Annotated in this window: 10 protein-coding genes; 8 read left to right on the forward strand and 2 right to left on the reverse strand. The window is 74.8% G+C overall.

Annotation, left to right across the window (positions count from 1 at the left end; translation table 11 throughout):
• Positions 1–2: 2 nt before the first annotated feature.
• The 3 genes from ACIQLL_RS15925 to ACIQLL_RS15935 are packed head-to-tail and all read left to right on the forward strand — an operon-like array spanning position 3 to position 5,588.
• The gene (locus tag ACIQLL_RS15925; protein ID WP_402469214.1) at positions 3–1,505 is read left to right on the forward strand and encodes a DUF3375 domain-containing protein; all 1,503 of its coding nucleotides are present in this window, start codon (positions 3–5) and stop codon (positions 1,503–1,505) included.
• Positions 1,498–2,223, forward strand: a complete 726-nt coding sequence (locus ACIQLL_RS15930) for a DUF4194 domain-containing protein (RefSeq protein WP_402469217.1) — start codon at positions 1,498–1,500, stop codon at positions 2,221–2,223. The genes ACIQLL_RS15925 and ACIQLL_RS15930 overlap by 8 nt, the downstream gene beginning before the upstream one ends.
• Positions 2,220–5,588 carry an ATP-binding protein gene (locus tag ACIQLL_RS15935; protein ID WP_402469220.1) on the forward strand — a complete coding sequence of 1,123 codons (3,369 nt, stop codon included), beginning with the start codon at positions 2,220–2,222 and terminating at the stop codon, positions 5,586–5,588. The genes ACIQLL_RS15930 and ACIQLL_RS15935 overlap by 4 nt, the downstream gene beginning before the upstream one ends.
• Positions 5,589–5,612: 24 nt before the next feature.
• Here ACIQLL_RS15935 and ACIQLL_RS15940 read toward each other — a convergent pair whose 3' ends face one another.
• Positions 5,613–6,263, reverse strand: a complete 651-nt coding sequence (locus tag ACIQLL_RS15940) for a TetR/AcrR family transcriptional regulator (protein ID WP_402469222.1) — start codon at positions 6,261–6,263, stop codon at positions 5,613–5,615.
• Positions 6,264–6,440: 177 nt separating this feature from the next.
• Between ACIQLL_RS15940 and ACIQLL_RS15945 the strand changes: the two genes are divergently transcribed.
• The 5 genes from ACIQLL_RS15945 to ACIQLL_RS15965 all read left to right on the forward strand — a co-directional run bounded on the left by ACIQLL_RS15945 (position 6,441) and on the right by ACIQLL_RS15965 (position 15,310).
• Positions 6,441–7,958: an MFS transporter gene (locus tag ACIQLL_RS15945; protein WP_402469224.1), complete on the forward strand. Its 1,518-nt coding sequence runs from the start codon at positions 6,441–6,443 to the stop codon at positions 7,956–7,958.
• 114 nt (positions 7,959–8,072) lie between these two features.
• On the forward strand, positions 8,073–10,556 hold the full coding sequence (locus ACIQLL_RS15950; protein WP_402469226.1) for a glycogen/starch/alpha-glucan phosphorylase: 2,484 nt from the start codon (positions 8,073–8,075) through the stop codon (positions 10,554–10,556).
• Between the two features lie 318 nt (positions 10,557–10,874).
• On the forward strand, positions 10,875–11,789 hold the full coding sequence (locus ACIQLL_RS15955) for a DegV family protein (protein ID WP_402469228.1): 915 nt from the start codon (positions 10,875–10,877) through the stop codon (positions 11,787–11,789).
• A 108-nt stretch (positions 11,790–11,897) separates the two neighbouring features.
• The gene (locus tag ACIQLL_RS15960; RefSeq protein WP_402469230.1) at positions 11,898–12,863 is read left to right on the forward strand and encodes a helix-hairpin-helix domain-containing protein; all 966 of its coding nucleotides are present in this window, start codon (positions 11,898–11,900) and stop codon (positions 12,861–12,863) included.
• Positions 12,860–15,310 carry a ComEC/Rec2 family competence protein gene (locus ACIQLL_RS15965; protein ID WP_402469232.1) on the forward strand — a complete coding sequence of 817 codons (2,451 nt, stop codon included), beginning with the start codon at positions 12,860–12,862 and terminating at the stop codon, positions 15,308–15,310. Before ACIQLL_RS15960 ends, ACIQLL_RS15965 begins: the two co-directional genes overlap by 4 nt.
• A gap of 144 nt (positions 15,311–15,454) precedes the next feature.
• Here ACIQLL_RS15965 and ACIQLL_RS15970 read toward each other — a convergent pair whose 3' ends face one another.
• Positions 15,455–17,650, reverse strand: coding sequence for an ATP-binding protein (locus ACIQLL_RS15970; protein WP_402469235.1), 2,196 nt, complete (start codon positions 17,648–17,650; stop codon positions 15,455–15,457).

The following is a 17,650-nucleotide window of genomic DNA, read 5'->3' on the forward strand; positions in this document are numbered from 1 at the left end:
GGGTGGCCCCGCCGTCCCAGCCGGTCGGGCCGCGGCTCGCCGGGGTGCTCGCCGGGGTCGAGCGCGCCTTCGCGACACCGACGCTCGGGCTGCTGCACAAGGCCGAGGCGCCGCTCGTCGTGGCGGTGCTGAGCAGCGTGTTCACGCCCGACCGGCCGACGGTGGCCACCGAGCAGCTCCACGTCGAGGTCGACGACCTGCTGGCCGGGCTGCGTGACGCCGAGGGCGCCGCGGTGCCGCCGGAGCCGGCACGCGTGCTGTGCACCCGGTGGGTGCGCGAACGCTGGCTCGTGCGTTCCCTGGACGACGACGGCGCCGAGCGCTACCAGCTGTCCAGCTACGCCACCGAGGCGCTGGACGTGATCGCGCGGACCCAGGGCGGGCGCGGACTGGTCAGCGAGTCGCGCATCCGGACGCTGCTGGTCGCGCTCGACGACCTCGCCCGCGACGCCCACCCCGACCGCGAGGCGCGGATGCGGCGCCTGCGCGCGCGCATCGACGAGGCGAGCAGCGAGCTGGCCCGCCTGGAGGCCGGGGGCGAGGTCGAGCCCGTCCCCGACGACCGGCTCACCGAGCAGTACGACCACCTGCTGTTCCTGGTGCGTGAGCTGCCGGCCGACTTCGCACGTGTCGCCGAGTCCCTGAGCGTGCTGCAACGTGACATCGTCTCGCGGCTGCGGCACGACGAACGGTCGGCGGGCGTGGTCGTCGAGGAGTACCTGGACGCCTCCGAGAGCCTGCTGAAGGGTACGACGGAGGGCCGGGCGTTCTCCGGCGCGATGGAGCTGCTGGGTGACCCGGACCTGCTGGACTCGCTCGAGCAGCGGGTCGGGGAGATCCTCGAGCACCCGTTCGCCGCCGACCTGCCGCCCACGCGCCGGGCCGCGCTGGCGCACCTGCGGTCCCAGCTCGTGGCCGCCATCGAGGTGGTGCTGGCGGCCCAGACCCGGGTCTCCCGGACCGTGACCGCCCAGATCCGCCACCACAATCCGCTGCGGGACCGGGAGGTCGACGCCGCGCTGCGCGAGGCGACCGCGGCGATGGCCGACTGGTTCCCGACGAGCGGCCGGGCCGCGCGGGTCGAGCCGCTGCGCTGGTTCGAGCGGGCCGCGCCCGGCAGGCTGCGCACCACGCTGCACGACCTGCACCCCGACACGCCCCCGGAACAGCTCGAGTCCTGGGCCGACGACGGCGACGGCGGCGTGGGCGAGATCGACGACCTGCGGGCGATGGGCGGTCCGCACCACGGCGAGCTCCTTGCCCGCCTGGCGGCACTGGAGGCGCCCGCGACCGTCGCGTCGGTGTTCGCCGACGGCCCCGCCGCGCTGCGCCGCCCGGTCGAGCTCCTCGGCTACCTGGACCTGGCGGGCGACGGCGGGTCCGAGGCCACCCGCAGCGGCGACGTCCCCGGGGAGGACGTGGACCGCGTCACCACCGTGCGCGCCGACGGCACCACCCGCGAGTTCGCGCTGCCCCGCACCCCGATCTGGAGGACCGATGCCTGACGTCACCGAGGCCGACCCCGTCACGCGGGACGACGACGGCGATCAGGTGCCGTCGTCGGACACCTTCGTGGAGTCGGTCCCCCTCGAGGACGACGACTCCGCGCTGTTCGCCGGCGACACCGGCGTGCTGCCCGTCGAGGCGCGTCGCGTCCTGGCGCTGGTGCTGCAGCGCCGGTACGTCTCCGCCGCGGAGCACCCGGCCGACTGGACGGCGCTGCTCACCCACCAGCAGGTGCTGTCCTCGCGGCTGCACGACCTGTTCGTCGAGCTGGTCGTGGACCGCGGCCACGAGATCGCCTACAAGCGTCAGGTGCGGTCCGACGGCCTCACGATCCCGGTGCTGCTGCGTGACGAGCCGTTCAAGCGGGTCGAGACGCTGCTGATGCTCTACGTGCGCAACCGGTACCACCAGGAGCAGGGGGCAGGGCACCCGGCGGCCTACGTCGACGCCGAGGAGATGACGGCGTACGCCCTCGGGTTCCTCTCCCACGACGAGACGAACCTCGCGGCGCGGCACCGCGAGATCGAGAACGCGGTGGCCGGGCTGGTGCGCGAGCGGGTGCTCGACGAGGTCGCCACCGGTCGCTACCGCGTGGGCCCGGTCGTGGAGATCCTGCTGCCGGTGGACCGACTGCGCGAGCTGACGGCCTGGCTGCAGGACGGCGAGGGTTCCGCGGACCTGGCCGACGGGACGTCGCAGACGGAGGGAACCCCGTGACCGTGACCTCGAGCGCGCGCATGACCGACTCGCTGTTCGGGCTGATCCCCGCGGCGTCGGACGGCCGCCAGTGGATCGCCACGTCCATGCAGCTGGTGAACTGGGGCGGTTACCACGGGCACCACGAGGTGCGGTTCTCGCCGCGGGCCACGCTGCTGTCCGGGGCGTCCGGATCGGGCAAGTCCACCCTGCTGGACGCCTACATCGCCCTGATGATGAGCCACACGACCCCGTTCAACGGGGCGTCCAACGGCGCCGCGGCCGGCCGGGCCCGGGGCCGCGAGCAGCGCAACGTGCTGTCCTACGCCCGGGGCAAGCTGGACGAGTCGCGCGCCGACGGGGCCACCAGCCGCGAGCAGGTGCTGCGCGGCGACGGCGTGGACACGTGGACCGCGGTCGCGATGTCGTGGTCCGACCAGTCCGGCGGGTCGTTCACGGCGTTGCGTGCCTGGTACGTGCCGCGCGGGGCCACCCGCAACGAGGAGTGCGTCGTCGTGCGGGCCACCGCCGACGCCGCGTTCGACCTGCGCACGCTCGAGGACCTGGCCCCGGGCCGCTTCGCGCGGGCCGGGCTGACCGAGGCCGGGCTCACGCTGTTCGACACGGACATCGCGTTCGCGACCCGGCTGCACGCCGCCCTCGGCATCGGCGCGGCCGGCGACGGGCACAGGGCCATGCAGCTCCTGGGACGCATCCAGGCCGGTCAGGCGATCACCACCGTCGACGCGCTCTACAAGGCGATGGTGCTCACCGAGCCGGAGACGCTCGAGATCGCCGACCGTGCCGTGGAGCACTTCGACGAGCTCAGCGCCGTGCGCACCGAGATGCTCACCGCGTCGCGCCAGGTCGAGGTGCTGCGTCCGATGCGCGGGCTGCGCGAGCAGGTCGACGACGCCGAGGCGACGGTCGCGCTGCTCGACTCGCTCGGCGCGTCGGGCGGGTCCGGTTCCGACGAGGTCACACCGTTCGCGGTGTGGCGCGACGCACGGCGCCTGGACCTGGTGCGGGCCGAGGAGGAGGTCAACCGCACCGCCCACCGTGCCGCCGAGGAGCGGCGGACCACCGCCGCGTCCCGCATCGCCGCCACCGAGTCGGACCTGGAGGAGGTCCGCACCACGCTGCGCCGGCAGGGCGGGGACGCCGTGGAGTCCGCCGAGCGGGAGGTCCGGCGCCGCACCGAGGAGCTGGAGCGGGCGCGCACCGCGCGGGCCGCGCTGGACACCCACCTCTCCGTGCTCGAGGCCGACGTCGCCGGCCGGCGCGACCTCGACCGGGTCCGGCGTCGGGCGCAGGAGATCGTCGACGGCCGCACCGAGCAGGCCGCGACGCTCGAGGACGAGGTCTTCACCGCGCGGCAGGCCGTGTCCGACGCCGAGCAGCGGCTCGCCCGCCTGGAGCAGGAGCAGGCCTCGCTGGCGCAGCGCCGCGGCAACGTCGGTGCCGAGGACCACGCGGCACGGGTGGCGCTCGCCGAGGCCGCCGGCATGACGGTCGACGAGCTGCCGTTCGTCGGCGAGCTGCTCGAGGTGCGCGGCGAGTACGAGCCGTGGCGGGACGCGATCGGGCTCGCCCTGGGCGGGTTCGCGACCACGCTGCTCGTCGACGCCGACCGGCTCGCCGCCTTCCGGGCCGCCATCGACACCGTGCCGCTGCGCCGACGCCTGCGGTTCGAGGGGGTGCCCACGCACCTGCCCCTGGACCACGACGCGGACCCGGCCACGCTGCCCGGCCGCGTGGAGATCAAGGCCGGCCCGTTCGGCGGCTGGCTGGCGGAACGGCTCGCGCAGCGGTTCGACCACGTGTGCGTCGACGACCCGGGCGAGCTGCGCCGGCACCGACGTGCCCTGACGCGGACCGGCCAGATCGCCGACGGCGAGCGCGGCGCCCACGGGGGCAGCCCGCGCGGCTCCGTGCTCGGGTTCTCCAACGCGAGGCGCCGCGAGAAGCTCGTCGCCGACGTCGAGGCCGCCCGCAGCGCCCTGCACGACGCCGGCGCCCGCCTCGAGGGTGCGCGGCTGCGGCAGGCGGCCCACACCGACACGTTCGTCGCCGCGGGCCAGGTCCTCAAGGTCGCCTGGGAGGACGTGGACGTCGACGGTGCGGCCGAGGCCCTGGCGGACCGCGAGGAGCGGCTGGCCGCGCTGCGCGACGGCTCCGACGTCGTGCGTGCGCTGACCGCCGACGAGCAGCGGCTGCGCGACCGGCTCACCGAGCTGTACCGCGAACGCGCCGACGCCGAGAACCGGGTGCGGGAGCTGGGTGAGCAGTGGGCGGCGATCACCGACCTGGTCGACCAGGTCACCGACGCGGTCGAGCGGGCCGAGGCCTCGGGGGCCGCCTGCACCGAGGCGCAGCGCCGTCGGCTGGACGCGACGTTGGCCGCCGTGGCCCCGTCGGACCCGGACCACCTGCCGCTCGCCGCGCTGGACCAGGCGATCACCGCCGTCGGGCGCGAGCTCGCCCGCGACCGGGAGAGCGCCGTGGCCGCCGCCGAGGCCGCCCGGGCCGGGCTGCGCGGGCTGTTCGAACGGTTCTGCGACGCCTGGCCGAACCCCAACCTCGGCACCGACCCGGACGCCTCCTACGACGACTACGGGCGCATCCTGGCCGAGATCGAGGACCAGCGCCTGTACGAGCTGACCGAACGGTGGTCCCGGACGCTGGGCCGGCTCAGCGGCCACGACCTCACGCTGCTGGGCAACGTGATGAGCAGGTCGATCGCGCAGATCCGCGAACGCATGGAACCCGTCAACGCGATCCTGTCCACGCTGCCCTTCCGGGACGACTCCCATCGGCTGCGCATCAGCGCCCAGGTCACCGAGGGACGCGACGTGACGTCGTTCCGCCGCCGGCTGCGCGAGCTCGCCGCGGATCCCGGCGAGCTCGCACCGGCCGAGCGGCAGCGCCGCTACGAGCGCATGGCCCGGCTGATCGACCGGATCCGACCGGACTCGCCCGAGCGGCGGCGGCTGGTCGACGTGCGCGAGCACGTGCGCATCAGCGCCGAGTGCGTCGACCTGGACGGCAACCACGTGTCCGTCTACGACCACATCGCCGGCAAGTCCGGCGGGGAGTCGCAGGAGCTCGTGGCGTTCATCGTGGGCGCGGCGCTGCGCTACCAGCTGGGCGACGCGGGTGCCGAGCGTCCGCGCTACGCCCCGGTGTTCCTCGACGAGGCCTTCATCAAGGCCGACGCGCGGTTCGCCGGCCGGGCCGTCGGCGCGTGGCGGGGGCTGGGGTTCCAGCTCGTGATCGGCGCGCCGCTGGACAAGGTGAGCGCGCTGGAGCCGCACGTCGACGTGGTGCTGCAGGCCGTCAAGGACCCGGTGGGACGGTCGCGGCTGGTCACGCTCGTCGGGACGTGAGCCGACCGGGTCCCGACGGTCCCGTCAGGTGCTCGACGGCGCCGTGGCGAGCGGCACGAGGATCTCGCGGAGCAGCCGGTCGACGTGCTCGGGGTCCACGCGGGCGCCTTCGACGATCTTGCGGTAGGAGACGAGCGCCGGGACCACGGTGCTCACCAGGTCGAGGTCGCGGTCGGCGGGGACCTCGCCGCGGTCGCGGGCACGTTCGAGCAGCACGCGGACCTGGTCGATCTTCGGGCGCACGAAGCTCTCGTGGAAGCGGCGTGCGGTCTCGGGGTCACGGCGGACCTCGGCCATGAGGCCGGGGATCAGGTGGTCGTTGCTCGTGGACCGTCGCTCCCTCCGCAACCGTTCGAGCTCGCGCAGGTCCCCGGCCAGCGATCCCGTGTCGGGGACGTCGGCGGGGTCCAGGTCGCGGACACCGCCGCAGGTGACGGCATCGATCGCGAGGTCGGTCTTGGACGCCCACCGTCGGTACAGGGTCGCCTTGCCGGCGCCGGCCCGTCCGGCCACGGCCGCCATCGTCATGCCGTCGTAGCCGACCTCGGCGAGCAGCTCACGGGCGGCGTCGAGGATCGCGACGTCGCGTGAGGCGTCGCGGGGCCGGCCGCCGTGCGCGCCGTGTGCGGCGGCGGGTTGGCGCAGCGTGGCGTCGACTGCGGTGTCGGCGTTCATCTCGTGTCCTCCGGTCAGGGTCTCGGACGGCGACGGCCTGGTGTTCGCCCCAGGTGAACAACGACCGAATTCCGGTACCGGGGGGTTTCGATACCGGCCGGTACCGTCTAGCATCGATGGTACCCGCGCCGGGTGAACGATGTGCTCGGCCCCCTCCGTTGCTCCGGGAGACCCCCCATGACGAACTCCGAGGCGCCCGCGCGCGCCGAGAAGGACCCGCGCCGTTGGTTCGTGCTCGCCACCGTCGCGATCGCCCAGCTGATGGTGGTGCTCGACGCGACCATCGTGAACATCGCCATGCCCTCGGCACAGGCCGACCTCGGGTTCAGCGACAACGACCGGCAGTGGGTCGTGACCGCGTACGCCCTCGCCTTCGGCAGCCTGCTGCTCCTCGGCGGCCGGCTCTCGGACCTGCTCGGGCGCCGGCGCACCTTCCTCGTCGGCCTGGTCGGGTTCGCCGGCGCCTCCGCGCTCGGTGGCGCGGCCCAGAGCTTCGAGATGCTCATCGCGGCGCGTGCCCTGCAGGGTGTGTTCGCCGCCGTGCTCGCGCCGTCGGCCCTGTCCGTGCTGACCACCACCTTCACCGTGCCCGCCGAGCGCGGCCGCGCCTTCGGCGTCTTCGGGGCGATCGCCGGGATGGGCGGCGCCGTCGGACTGCTCCTCGGCGGGTTCCTCACCCAGAACTTCGACTGGCGCTGGACGCTCTACGTCAACGTGTTCTTCGCCGCCGTCGCGGTGGTCGCGGGATTCGTGCTCCTGGACCGGGCCGAGCAGCGCCGGCGTCAGCGGCTGGACGTGCCGGGCGTCCTGCTCGGTTCCGCGGGCCTCTTCGGGCTCGTGTACGGGTTCTCGCAGGCCGAGCCGAAGGGCTGGGGCTCCGGGTGGACCTGGGGTCCCCTGGTCGCCGCCGCCGTGCTGCTCGTCGCCTTCGCCCTGTGGCAGCGCCGTGCCCCCGAGCCGCTGCTGCCGCTGTCGATCGTCGCCGACCGGGACCGGGGCGGGTCGTTCACCGCGATCCTCGCGGCCGGGATCGGGATGTTCGGCGTCTTCCTGTTCCTCACCTACTACCTGCAGACCACCATGGGGTACGACCCGATGCAGACCGGGGTGGCCTTCCTGCCGATGGTGGTCGCGATCATCGTCACCGCCCAGATCTCGAACAACCTGACGCTGCCGCGCCTGGGAGCCAAGGTGCTGGTGCCCACCGGTCTGGCCCTGTGCATGCTCGCCATGCTCTGGTTCTCGCGGCTCGACCTCGACAGCACCTACGCCTCCGGCGTCCTGCCCGGGCTCGTGCTGCTCGGGATCGGCATGGGCAGCACGATGCCGCCGTCGATCCAGACCGCGACCTTCGGTGTGGAGGGCCGCCACGCGGGCGTCGCGTCGGCGATGGTGTCCACCTCCCAGCAGGTCGGCGGGGCGGTCGGCACGGCCGTCCTCAACACCCTGGCCGCGACGGCGGCGACGGCGTACCTCACCGACCACCAGCCGGCGTCGCCCGACGTCGTCGCGTCCGCGGCCCTGCACAGCTATGACGTCGCCTTCACCTGGTCGGCAGGGTTCTTCCTGGTCGGCGCGGTCGTGACGGCCCTGCTGTTCCGGACCCGGGCCGCACGCGCGGCGCTGACGCCCGCCGTCGCGGCGACGGAGGACCGGCCGGCGGAGGAGCGGCCGGCGCCGGCGGCAGCGCACTGACCACCCGCGCGGCGCCGTCGTCGTGTGACGTGCGTGGTACGGGCACGTGTCCATCCGGGGTCGGTACCGCGCCACGCGACGACACGGCCAGACGCCGTGGGTAGTGTCGAGCACGTGACCGAGACGACACCGCTGATCACCAACCCGGAGCACTCCGTCGAAGGGTTCGTGCGCGAGTATCTGCGCGAGCTGAACTTCGCTCAGGGCACCGTGCTGGAGCGAGCGAGCACCAACGACAAGTACCTCGCACTGGCCCGTACCGTGCGGCACTACCTGATGTCCCGGTGGATGCGGACCACCACCGAGCACTACCGCCGTCAGCCCAAGGCGGTGGCCTACCTGTCCGCCGAGTTCCTGCTGGGCCGCCAGCTCGACAACGCGCTGCTGGCCGCTGATCTCGAGGCGATCGCGGCCGAGGCGCTGGCCTCGCTCGGCATCGAGCTCGACGAGCTGCGCGAGGCGGAGGTCGAGCCAGGGCTCGGCAACGGCGGTCTCGGTCGCCTCGCCGCCTGCTTCATCGACTCGCTGGCCACGATGTCCGTCCCCGCGATCGGGTACGGCATCCGCTACGAGTACGGGATCTTCCGGCAGAACTTCGTGGACGGCCGGCAGGTCGAGGAGCCGGACCACTGGCTCGACAACGGCTCGCCCTGGGAGTTCGCCCACCCCGAGCACGAGGTCACCGTGAACTTCGGCGGGCACACCGAGACGTGGACGGAGGGGGAGGGCGACGACGCGTGCGAGCGCACCCGCTGGATCCCCGGCTGGCAGGTCCTCGGCGTCCCCTACAACTACATGGTCCCGGGCTACCGCAACGGCACCGTGAACACGTTGCGGCTGTGGAGCTCGCGCGCCACGCACGCGTTCGACCTGAAGATCTTCAACTACGGCGACTACGCCGAGGCGGTCCGCGCCCAGACCTTCGCCGAGAACATCTCCAAGGTCCTGTACCCGGAGGACTCCACCCCGCAGGGCAAGGAGCTGCGCCTGCAGCAGCAGTACTTCTTCGTGGCGTGCTCCCTGCGTGACTTCATCGACCAGCTGCTTCCCGAGGGGTTCGACCTGCACCGGCTCGGGGAGCGGATCAGCTTCCAGCTCAACGACACCCATCCGGTCATCGCGGTGCCCGAGCTGATGCGCCTGCTGATGGACGACGAGGGTTTCGCCTGGGACGAGGCCTGGGAGGTCACCCAGAGCTGCTTCGCCTACACCTGCCACACGCTGCTGCCGGAGGCGCTCGAGGTGTGGCCGGTCGAGCTGCTCGGCCGGCTCCTGCCGCGCCACCTGGAGATCATCTACCGCATCAACGACGAGTTCCTCGACGTGGTGCGCGAGACCTCCGGCGGCGACGAGCTGCTCGTGCGGCGCATGTCGATCATCGCCGAGCACCCCCAGCGCTCGGTGCGCATGGCCCACCTGGCCACCGTGGCGTCCGTGAAGGTCAACGGGGTGGCCGAGCTGCACTCGCAGCTCCTGCGGGACAAGGTCCTGGCCGACTTCGCGACGCTCTGGCCCGAGAAGTTCACCAACGTCACCAACGGCGTCACCCCGCGCCGGTTCTTGAGACTGGCCAACCCCGGGCTCTCCGGCCTGATCACCGAGGCGATCGGCGACGGGTGGGTGACCGACCTCGACCGGCTGCGCGAGATCGAGCCCCTGGCCGACGACCCGGAGTTCCGGCGCCGGTTCCGGGAGGTCAAGGCGGCCAACAAGGACCGGCTCGTCCAGATGCTCGGGCGTCGCGACGGCATCGAGATCGACCCCGGCACGATGCTCGACGTCATGGTCAAGCGCCTGCACGAGTACAAGCGCCAGATGCTCAAGCTGCTGCACGTCGTGACCCTCTACGACCGGCTCTCCTCCGGGGAGATCTCGACGCAGGACGTCGTGCCGCGCACGGTCGTCTTCGGGGCGAAGGCCGCACCGGGGTACGTGATGGCCAAGGAGATCATCGCGCTGATCAACCACGTCGGGACCGTGGTCAACTCCCACCCGGAGATCTCGACGGTGCTGCGCATCGCGTTCCCGGCGAACTACGACGTCACGGTCGCCGAGACGCTCATCCCCGCCGCCGACCTCTCCGAGCAGATCTCGCTGGCCGGGAAGGAGGCGTCCGGTACCGGGAACATGAAGTTCGCCCTCAACGGCGCGCTGACGATCGGCACCGACGACGGCGCGAACGTGGAGATCCGCCAGCTCGTCGGCGACGACAACTTCTTCCTGTTCGGCCTGACCGAGCCGGAGGCCGCCGCCATCGCCGAGACCGGGTACCGGCCGTCCTCCTACTACGAGGAGAACCCCTCGCTGCGGCGCGCGCTGGACCTCGTGGCCCGGGGGGAGTTCTCCGGCGGGGACCGGAGCGTGTTCGAGCCGGTCGTGTCCAACCTGCTGGGCGAGGACCGCTTCATGGTCCTGGCCGACTACCAGGCCTACCTCGACGCGCAGGACCGCGTCGAGGCGGCCTACCGCGACCCGGACGCGTGGAGCCGTTCGGCGGTGCTGAACGTGGCCCGGTCGGGGTTCTTCTCCTCGGACCGGTCGATGCGGGACTACATGGACCGCATCTGGCACGCCGAGGTGCTGCCCGAGGAGGCGTAGCCCCCGCAGCGTGTCCCGTCGTCGGGCACCGGTCGTGTCCGGTGCCCGACGACGGTTCCTCCCCGCTCAGGGATGGTGCCGGCAGGCCCGGCCCGTCCGGTGGTGTCGGACGCGTCCTGGTACGCGCCTTCCTTCCGCACGGGTCGTGACGTCGCCGGCCGTGACGGCCGTCCACGCCCCGTGCGACACGGCACGGGCGCGGACCCGGGCCACCGGTGCGGTGGCGGGTCGCGTGGGGTCGTCGGGCATGCCGTGCACGCTATCGCGTCGGTGGCGCCGACGCGATCCGAGTCCGGCGGCGACTACACTCAGGGCGACATGCGCGACGTACCGGCCGTGCGGGTCGTCACCGACTCCACCGCCTGCCTGCCCCGACCCGACGACCTGACCGTCGGCGACGTCCTGACCAGCCCGGACGCCGCACCGACGGTCGTCCCCCTGCACGTGCACCTCGGCGACGACGAGCGGCGCGAGGGCGTCGAGGTGACTCCCGAGGACGTGGCCGAGCGCATCGCCGAGGGCGAGCGCCTGACCACGTCCCAACCCACGACGGAGGAGCTCGTCGCCGCCTACCGTGAGGTGGCCGCCCGCGGCGCGCGCGCCGTGGTGTCGGTGCACCTGTCCGGGAAGCTGTCCGGCACGGTGGAGGCCGCCGACCGCGCGGGGCAGCGCGCGATGCTGCCCGTGCGGGTGGTCGACTCGGGCACCGCCGCGATGGCGCTCGGGTTCGCCGCGGTCGAGGCCGCTCGGTGCGCCGCCGCCGGATGTGACGCCGACCATGTCGCGCGGCGTGCCCAGGAGGTCGCCGGCTCGGCCCGTGCCGTGTTCCTGGTGGACTCCCTGGAGCACCTGCGGCGCGGCGGGCGGCTGTCGGCTCCCGCGGCCGCCCTCGGCACGGCCCTCGGCGTCCGGCCGATCCTGGGGGTGCGGGACGGGACGGTCGACCTCGTCCAGCGCGTGCGGACCCGCAAGGCGTCCGTGGCACGACTCGTCGCCCTCGCCGTCGAGCGCGCCGAACGTGCCACCCGGCCCGCGGTCGCCGTGCACCATCTGGGTGCTCCGGAGCGGGCCGCCGAGGTGGCGGAGACTCTGACGGGCCGTCTCGGGGTCCACCCCGTCGTCACCCCGGTCAGTGCCGTGCTGGGCGCCCACGTCGGACCGGGCGCGCTCGCCGTGGTGGTCGCCGACCGCGGAGGTCACGTGCACGACCTCGAGCCCGGCGGCCCCTGGTAGCCCCGCGCCGCGACCTGCAGCCGCCCCCAGCCCGCGCCGGTGTTCCACCGTCCACAGGACGGCCGGGTACGGACTCACCCCGCGACCCTCCGCGCCTAGCGTCGCGCTGTGACCACGACCTCGCCACCACCGGACCCCACCGCCGATCGGCTGCGAGCCCTGCGCGAGGCCCTCGCTCAGGAGGAGGCGGCGGACACCGGGGTGCGCTCCGCGGCGCACGACCACGCTCCGTCACCGGCGGCGGTCGACGAGCTGGTCGACCGGTTGGCCCGTCGCCGCTCGGCGTCGCACGTCGCCGCCGCCTACAGCGCGGCCCACGGGCATCCGCTGGAGCACGCCGCGCCGGACGCACCACGCCGCTGGGCCGTGAGCGGGCCGACGGCCCTGGCCGCCGCGGGTGCCCTGCTCCTGGTCGCCCTCGTGGTGGTCGCGATCGCGCTGTGGCCGGACCCGGGCGCCGGTGACGTCGAGCCCCTCGGGATCTCCACCGACGTCCCCGTCGACGACGGCGTCGAGGTCTCCGCGCAGCCCGACGGCCGGCCGTCCGCGGGGACGCCGGCGGCGGGCGGCGGCGCGAGCACCGCGGGGGCTGACGAGTCGGCGGCGAGCACCGACGCCGGACCGACGGCAGGTCCGGAGCTCGTCATGCACGTGGTGGGGGAGGTGCGTGAACCGGGGCTCGTCCGGTTGCCCGCCGGATCCCGGGTCGCCGACGCCATCGAGGCCGCCGGCGGGTTCACCCGCGACGCCGACACCACGGTGCTGAACCTGGCACGGACCGTCGTCGACGGCGAGCAGGTGCACGTCCCCGCTCCCGGCGAGGAGCTGCCGGACACGCCGGACGCCGCGGCCGGCACCCCCGCGGCGTCGGACGCCGTGCCGGCTCCGATACCCCTCAACAGCGCCGACGCCGCCACGCTCGCCACGCTCCCGGGCATCGGCCCGGTACTGGCCGAGCGGATCGTGGCCTGGCGCGACGAGCACGGCCCGTTCACGGCCTTCGAGGAGCTGCAGGAGGTCTCCGGGATCGGTCCGGTGCTCCTCGGCGATCTGCGCGACCTCGTGCTGGTGTGACCGTCGACCTGCGCCTCGTTCCGGTGGCCCTGGTCGCGTGGGTCGCCGCCTGGTGCCTCACCGGCCCCGCGGCCGGGGCGGCCGGACCTGCTGCCGTGATCGGTGCGGCGGTGTGCGTCGGCGCCGCGTCGTGGTGGTACCTCGGTGCGCGGGTACGGGCACGGCGCGTCCCTGGTCCTGGCCGGGCCGTGGCCGGAGGCCGCTCCCGGGGCCGGAACCTGCGCAGCGCGGTGTGCCACCTGGTGCTCGTGGCGGCCTGCCTCACCGCGCTCGGCGCATCGGTGCACGTGCAGACCGCGGCCCGCGGCCCGCTCGGGGACCTGGCCGAGGACGGGGCCGTCGGCGTCCTCCACGGCACCGTGGCCTCGGCCTCACGGCCGGCAGGTTTCGGTGACGGCCGGCGGTGGGTGATGGCCGTGACTCGGCTGGAGGCGCGGGGCTCGACCTCCGCGGTGCGGGCCCATGTCGCGGTCACCGCCCCGGGCGACCCGCCGCGCTACGGCGCGTCGGTGACGGTGCCGGTGCGTCTCGACGTCCCACGGTTCGGCGCCGGGATGGTCGCGGAGGCGGCGGCGTCCGGACCGGTCGACGAGGCCGCACCCCCCGGACGGGTCGGACGCCTGACCCACACGATGCGTACCGCTCTGCTGGCGGTCAGCGCCGACCTGTCCCCCCAGGCGCGCGGACTGGTCCCCGGGGCCGCCGTCGGTGACACCTCGCGGGTTCCGGACGACGTCGACCAGGCGATGCGGGACACCGGGCTGACGCACGTCACCGCCGTGTCCGGGGGCCATTTCGCCGTGGTGGTCACCGTCGTCACGGCGCTGTGCGTCGTGCTGCGGCTGCCTCGTGCGGTGCGGGTCGCGGTGCTCGCCGCCGTGGGCACCGGCTTCGTGCTGCTCGTGCGCCCGGAACCGAGCGTGCTGCGGGCCGCCTGGACGTGCGCTGTCGCGCTGCTCGGTCTCGCCCTCGGGCGTCCCTCGGCGGGACCGGCGGCGTTGGCGGTGGCCGCGACGACGCTTCTCGTGGTCGACCCCTGGCAGTCGCGGTCCTTCGGGTTCGCGCTGTCGTGCGCGGCGACGGCGGGCATCGTGCTGCTGACCGGTCCGCTGGCACGCCGTCTGGCGCCCTGGTGCGGGGGTCCGGGCGCCTTCGCACTGGCGGTCCCGGTGGCGGCCCAGCTCGCCTGCGGGCCCGTCCTCGTGCTGCTGGCGCCGGCTCTGCCGGTCACGTCGGTGCCCGCCAACCTGCTGGCCGCCCCGGCGCTCATCCCGGCGACCGTGCTCGGACTCCTCGCCACGCTGCTCGCGCCGTGGGCCCCCGGGGTCGCCGCGGCCGTGGCCTGGGTCGCCGGGCTGGCCACGGCGTGGATCGCTGCCGTCGCCGAGTTCTTCGCGGGGCTGCCGGGTGCCGTCCTGCCCTGGCCCGGCGGCGTCGGTGGTGCGCTCGCCCTGGCGGGGGCGACGGCGGCGCTGCTGGTGCTCGTGCTGCGGCGTCCGCCCGGGCAGGGGTGGCCGCCGTCGTGGCGCGCGGCGGTGGGACGCGCGGTGCGCGCCGCGAGCGGGCGGGTCGGTCCGCGGAGCGTCGCGGTCCTGCTCCTGGCGCTGGTCCTGCCTGCCGGCGCCGCCGCGGTCGTCGTGGCCCGGGGGCACGGCCCGGACCCGACGGCGCAGGTCTGGCAGGTGGTGGCCTGCGACGTGGGCCAGGGCGACACCCTGGTGGTTCGCACCGGCGCCGCGTCCGCCGTGGTCGTCGACGTGGGACCGCCGGGTGACGCCGCGGCGCGGTGCCTGGACCGGCTCGGCGTCACCCGGATCGACCTGCTGGTCCTCAGCCACTTCCACACCGACCACGTCGGTGGCCTGACGGACGTCCTCGGTGGGCGCGAGGTGGGCGGCGCGCTCGTCTCGCCGCGCGGGGAACCGTCCGGCCCCGCCCGGCGCGCTCGTGCGGCGTTGCGGACGGCCGGGGTGCCGGTCACCGTGGCGGCCGCCGGGCAGCAGGGGACGGCGGGCGCGGTGACCTGGCGGGTCCTCGGAGCGCGCGACGCCGGCGGCGGGGCGGACGGCGACGGCGCGAACGATGCCAGCGTCGTGGTCTCGATGCGGACGCAGGACGGCCTCGACATCGTGGCGCTGGGTGACCTGGAGGAGGCCGGCCAGGAGGGACTGCTGCGGGACCTGCTCGCCGCCGGGCTGCCGGACGACCCGGTCGAGATCGTCAAGATGGCCCACCACGGCTCGGCGTCGCAGTCGGCGGGGCTGGCCCGGCTGCTCGCGCCCCAGGTCGTGCTGGTACCGGTGGGGGAGAACGACTACGGGCACCCGACGGACTCGGCGCTGGAGCTCTACGCGACCACCGGGGCCCGGCTGGTGCGCACGGACCGGTGCGGGACCGCGATGCTGGTGCGTGGCGACGACGGACCGGGCCTGCTGTGCTCCGGGTGAGGACTCCGGCACGTGACCTCGGTGGCGCCGGCAGGGGGCCGACGCCACCGAAGCGTCACTGCGGGCCGTGGGGGGGTCGGCCCGCGACCCGGGCGCGTCTCGAACGCCCCGGGTCCCGCACCCATGGTGGCGTGGCAGGTCGGGTCAGCGCGTCCGTCGTTCGACGTATCTGTCCAGGACCCACCGTGCGACCTGGACCCGGGTGGAGACGCCGAGCTTGGTGCGGATCCGCTCGACGTGGGTACGTGCGGTCCCGGGAGAGATGACGAGCCGCCGGGCGATCTGCGGGTTCGTCAGCCCCTCGGCGACCAGGCCGGCCACCTCCGTCTCGCGCGGTGTCAGCACGCCGGTGTCCGCCGTGGGCGTCCGCGTCGCGCGGACCAGGGCCACGACGTCGGCGACGCCGAGGGCGTCCTCGGCCGTCGCCGGATCGTCGGTGCCGGTCGGGGACCCCACGCGGCGGCGCATGCCGGCGGCCGCGGCACGGCACCGGGTCGCGTCGTCGGCGCGACCGGCGTCGGCGAGGATCTCGCCGAGCGAGTCGACCAGGGGCGCGGCCTCGGCGAGCGCATCGTAGTCCGCGAGCCGGTCGAGTCCGGCCAGCACGAGGTCGCGGGCCGCGGAGAGGTCGCCGCGCCGATGGGCGAGCTCCCCGAGGTGCCCGTGGACGCGACCCGCCAGCCAGACGTGCGGGTCCAGCGCGAACCGCCGGCGGGCCTCGTCCAGATGCCGGTGGGCCGCGTCGTCGTCGCCGGCGCGCAGCTCCAGCTCCCCGAGGTTCGCGCACCAGATGGCGTGCAGGCGGGGCTCGACCTGCGGGTCGTACAGCGCGCGGGCCTGCCGGTACAGGGCGCGGGCGGAGTCGTAGCGGCCGCGGTCCGCCTCGACGGCCCCGAGCAGCCCGAGCCCGGTCGGCAGCGCCGTGCCCGCTGCCGGACCCAGGGCACGGACGGCCTCGATCCCGGTGCGTGCGTGCTCCTCGGACGCGTCCAGCCGCCCCAGGAGACGCTCCAGGTCCGCCTGCACGAGCAGCACCACCCCGCGCGCAGGACCGTCCAGCCCGGGCGTCGCCGCGATCGTGCGGTCGAGCCCGAACCGGATCCGCCCCGTCATGCGCCAGTAGCGCAACAGACCCAGCAGCAGGGCCGTGACGGCCGGTGCGTCCCCGGCGCGCACCGCGCCGTCCAGGGCGGCCACGGCGTCGTCGTGCACATCCTCCAGGAGGCGGACGTCGGCCGGCGTGAAGAACGCCGCTCCCTCGTGCGGTGTGCTGACGGCGGCCGCGAGATGACGGCGGTGGGCCACCGCCACCTCCGCGCGGGCGGGTGCTGCGGTCGTGGCGCGGGCGTGCTCGCGCACGACGGCGAGCATCCGGTACCGCGTCGGCGACCGGGTGGTGTCCGCGACGAGCAGGGAGTGCTCGACGAGCTCGTCCAGCAGCGCCGGCACGTCCGTCGTCGTGCCGGTGCCGGACACCGCCGCGCAGGCTGCGGCGTCGAACGCGCCGGCGAACACCCCCGCGCGCCGGTAGAGGTCGGCGGCGGCCGCCGGCAGGAGGTCCACGCTCCAGTCGAGGGAGGCGCGCAAGGTCCGCTGGTGCTCGGCCCCGCCCCGCAGCGCGGGCAGGGACAGGTCGACGGCCAGCCGGTCGGCCAGCTCGCCAGGGCTCATCGTCCGCAGGCGGGGCGCGGCCAGGACGATCGCCAGGGGCAGCCCGTCGAGCAGGCGGCAGACCGCGGTGAGGTCGGCGCGTTCCGGACCGTCGACGCTCGTGCCCGCGCCCGCGGATCGCCCCCGTGCGGCCAGCAGGTGGACCGCAGGTCCGGGGGTCCCTCCGGGGCCGTCGACGGCGAGCGGATCGAGCGCGACGACGCGTTCGGCAGGGACGTCGAGCGGGCGGCGGCTGGTGGCCAGGACGGTGAGCTCGGGGCAGGCCGCCGTGAGGGTGCCCACCATCTCGGCCACGGTGTCCAGGACGTGCTCGCAGTTGTCGAGGACGACCAGCGCAGGCCCCCGGCGCAGCTCGTCGACGAGCACCCGCACGGGCTCCTGCTCGCCGGCGCGCAGGCCGATCCGGTGGGCGGTGTGGGCCGCGACGTCGTCGGCCCGGTCGAGCGCGGTGAGGTCGACGAACCACCGGCGGCCGTACTGGACGGCGAGCCGGTGGCCCACCTCGACGGCGAGCGAGGTCTTGCCGCTGCCGCCCGGGCCGGTGACGGTCACGACGGCCTGGTCGGCCCGGTCGACCGCACCGAGCACCGTCTCGACCTCCTCGTGCCGGCCCAGGAGCCGTGGTCGGCGGGCGGCGAACGGCAGGGCGGGCTGCAACGCGAGATCCAC

This window comes from Isoptericola aurantiacus (assembly GCF_044769875.1).
Lineage (GTDB): Bacteria > Actinomycetota > Actinomycetes > Actinomycetales > Cellulomonadaceae > Isoptericola > Isoptericola aurantiacus.

Coding starts and splice junctions, on each gene's coding strand:
- ACIQLL_RS15930 (WP_402469217.1), top strand. CDS start 1,498: ATGCCTGACGTCACCGAGGCCGACCCCGTCACGCGGGACGACGACGGC.
- ACIQLL_RS15940 (WP_402469222.1), bottom strand. CDS start 6,263: ATGAACGCCGACACCGCAGTCGACGCCACGCTGCGCCAACCCGCCGCC.
- ACIQLL_RS15945 (WP_402469224.1), top strand. CDS start 6,441: ATGACGAACTCCGAGGCGCCCGCGCGCGCCGAGAAGGACCCGCGCCGT.
- ACIQLL_RS15955 (WP_402469228.1), top strand. CDS start 10,875: ATGCGCGACGTACCGGCCGTGCGGGTCGTCACCGACTCCACCGCCTGC.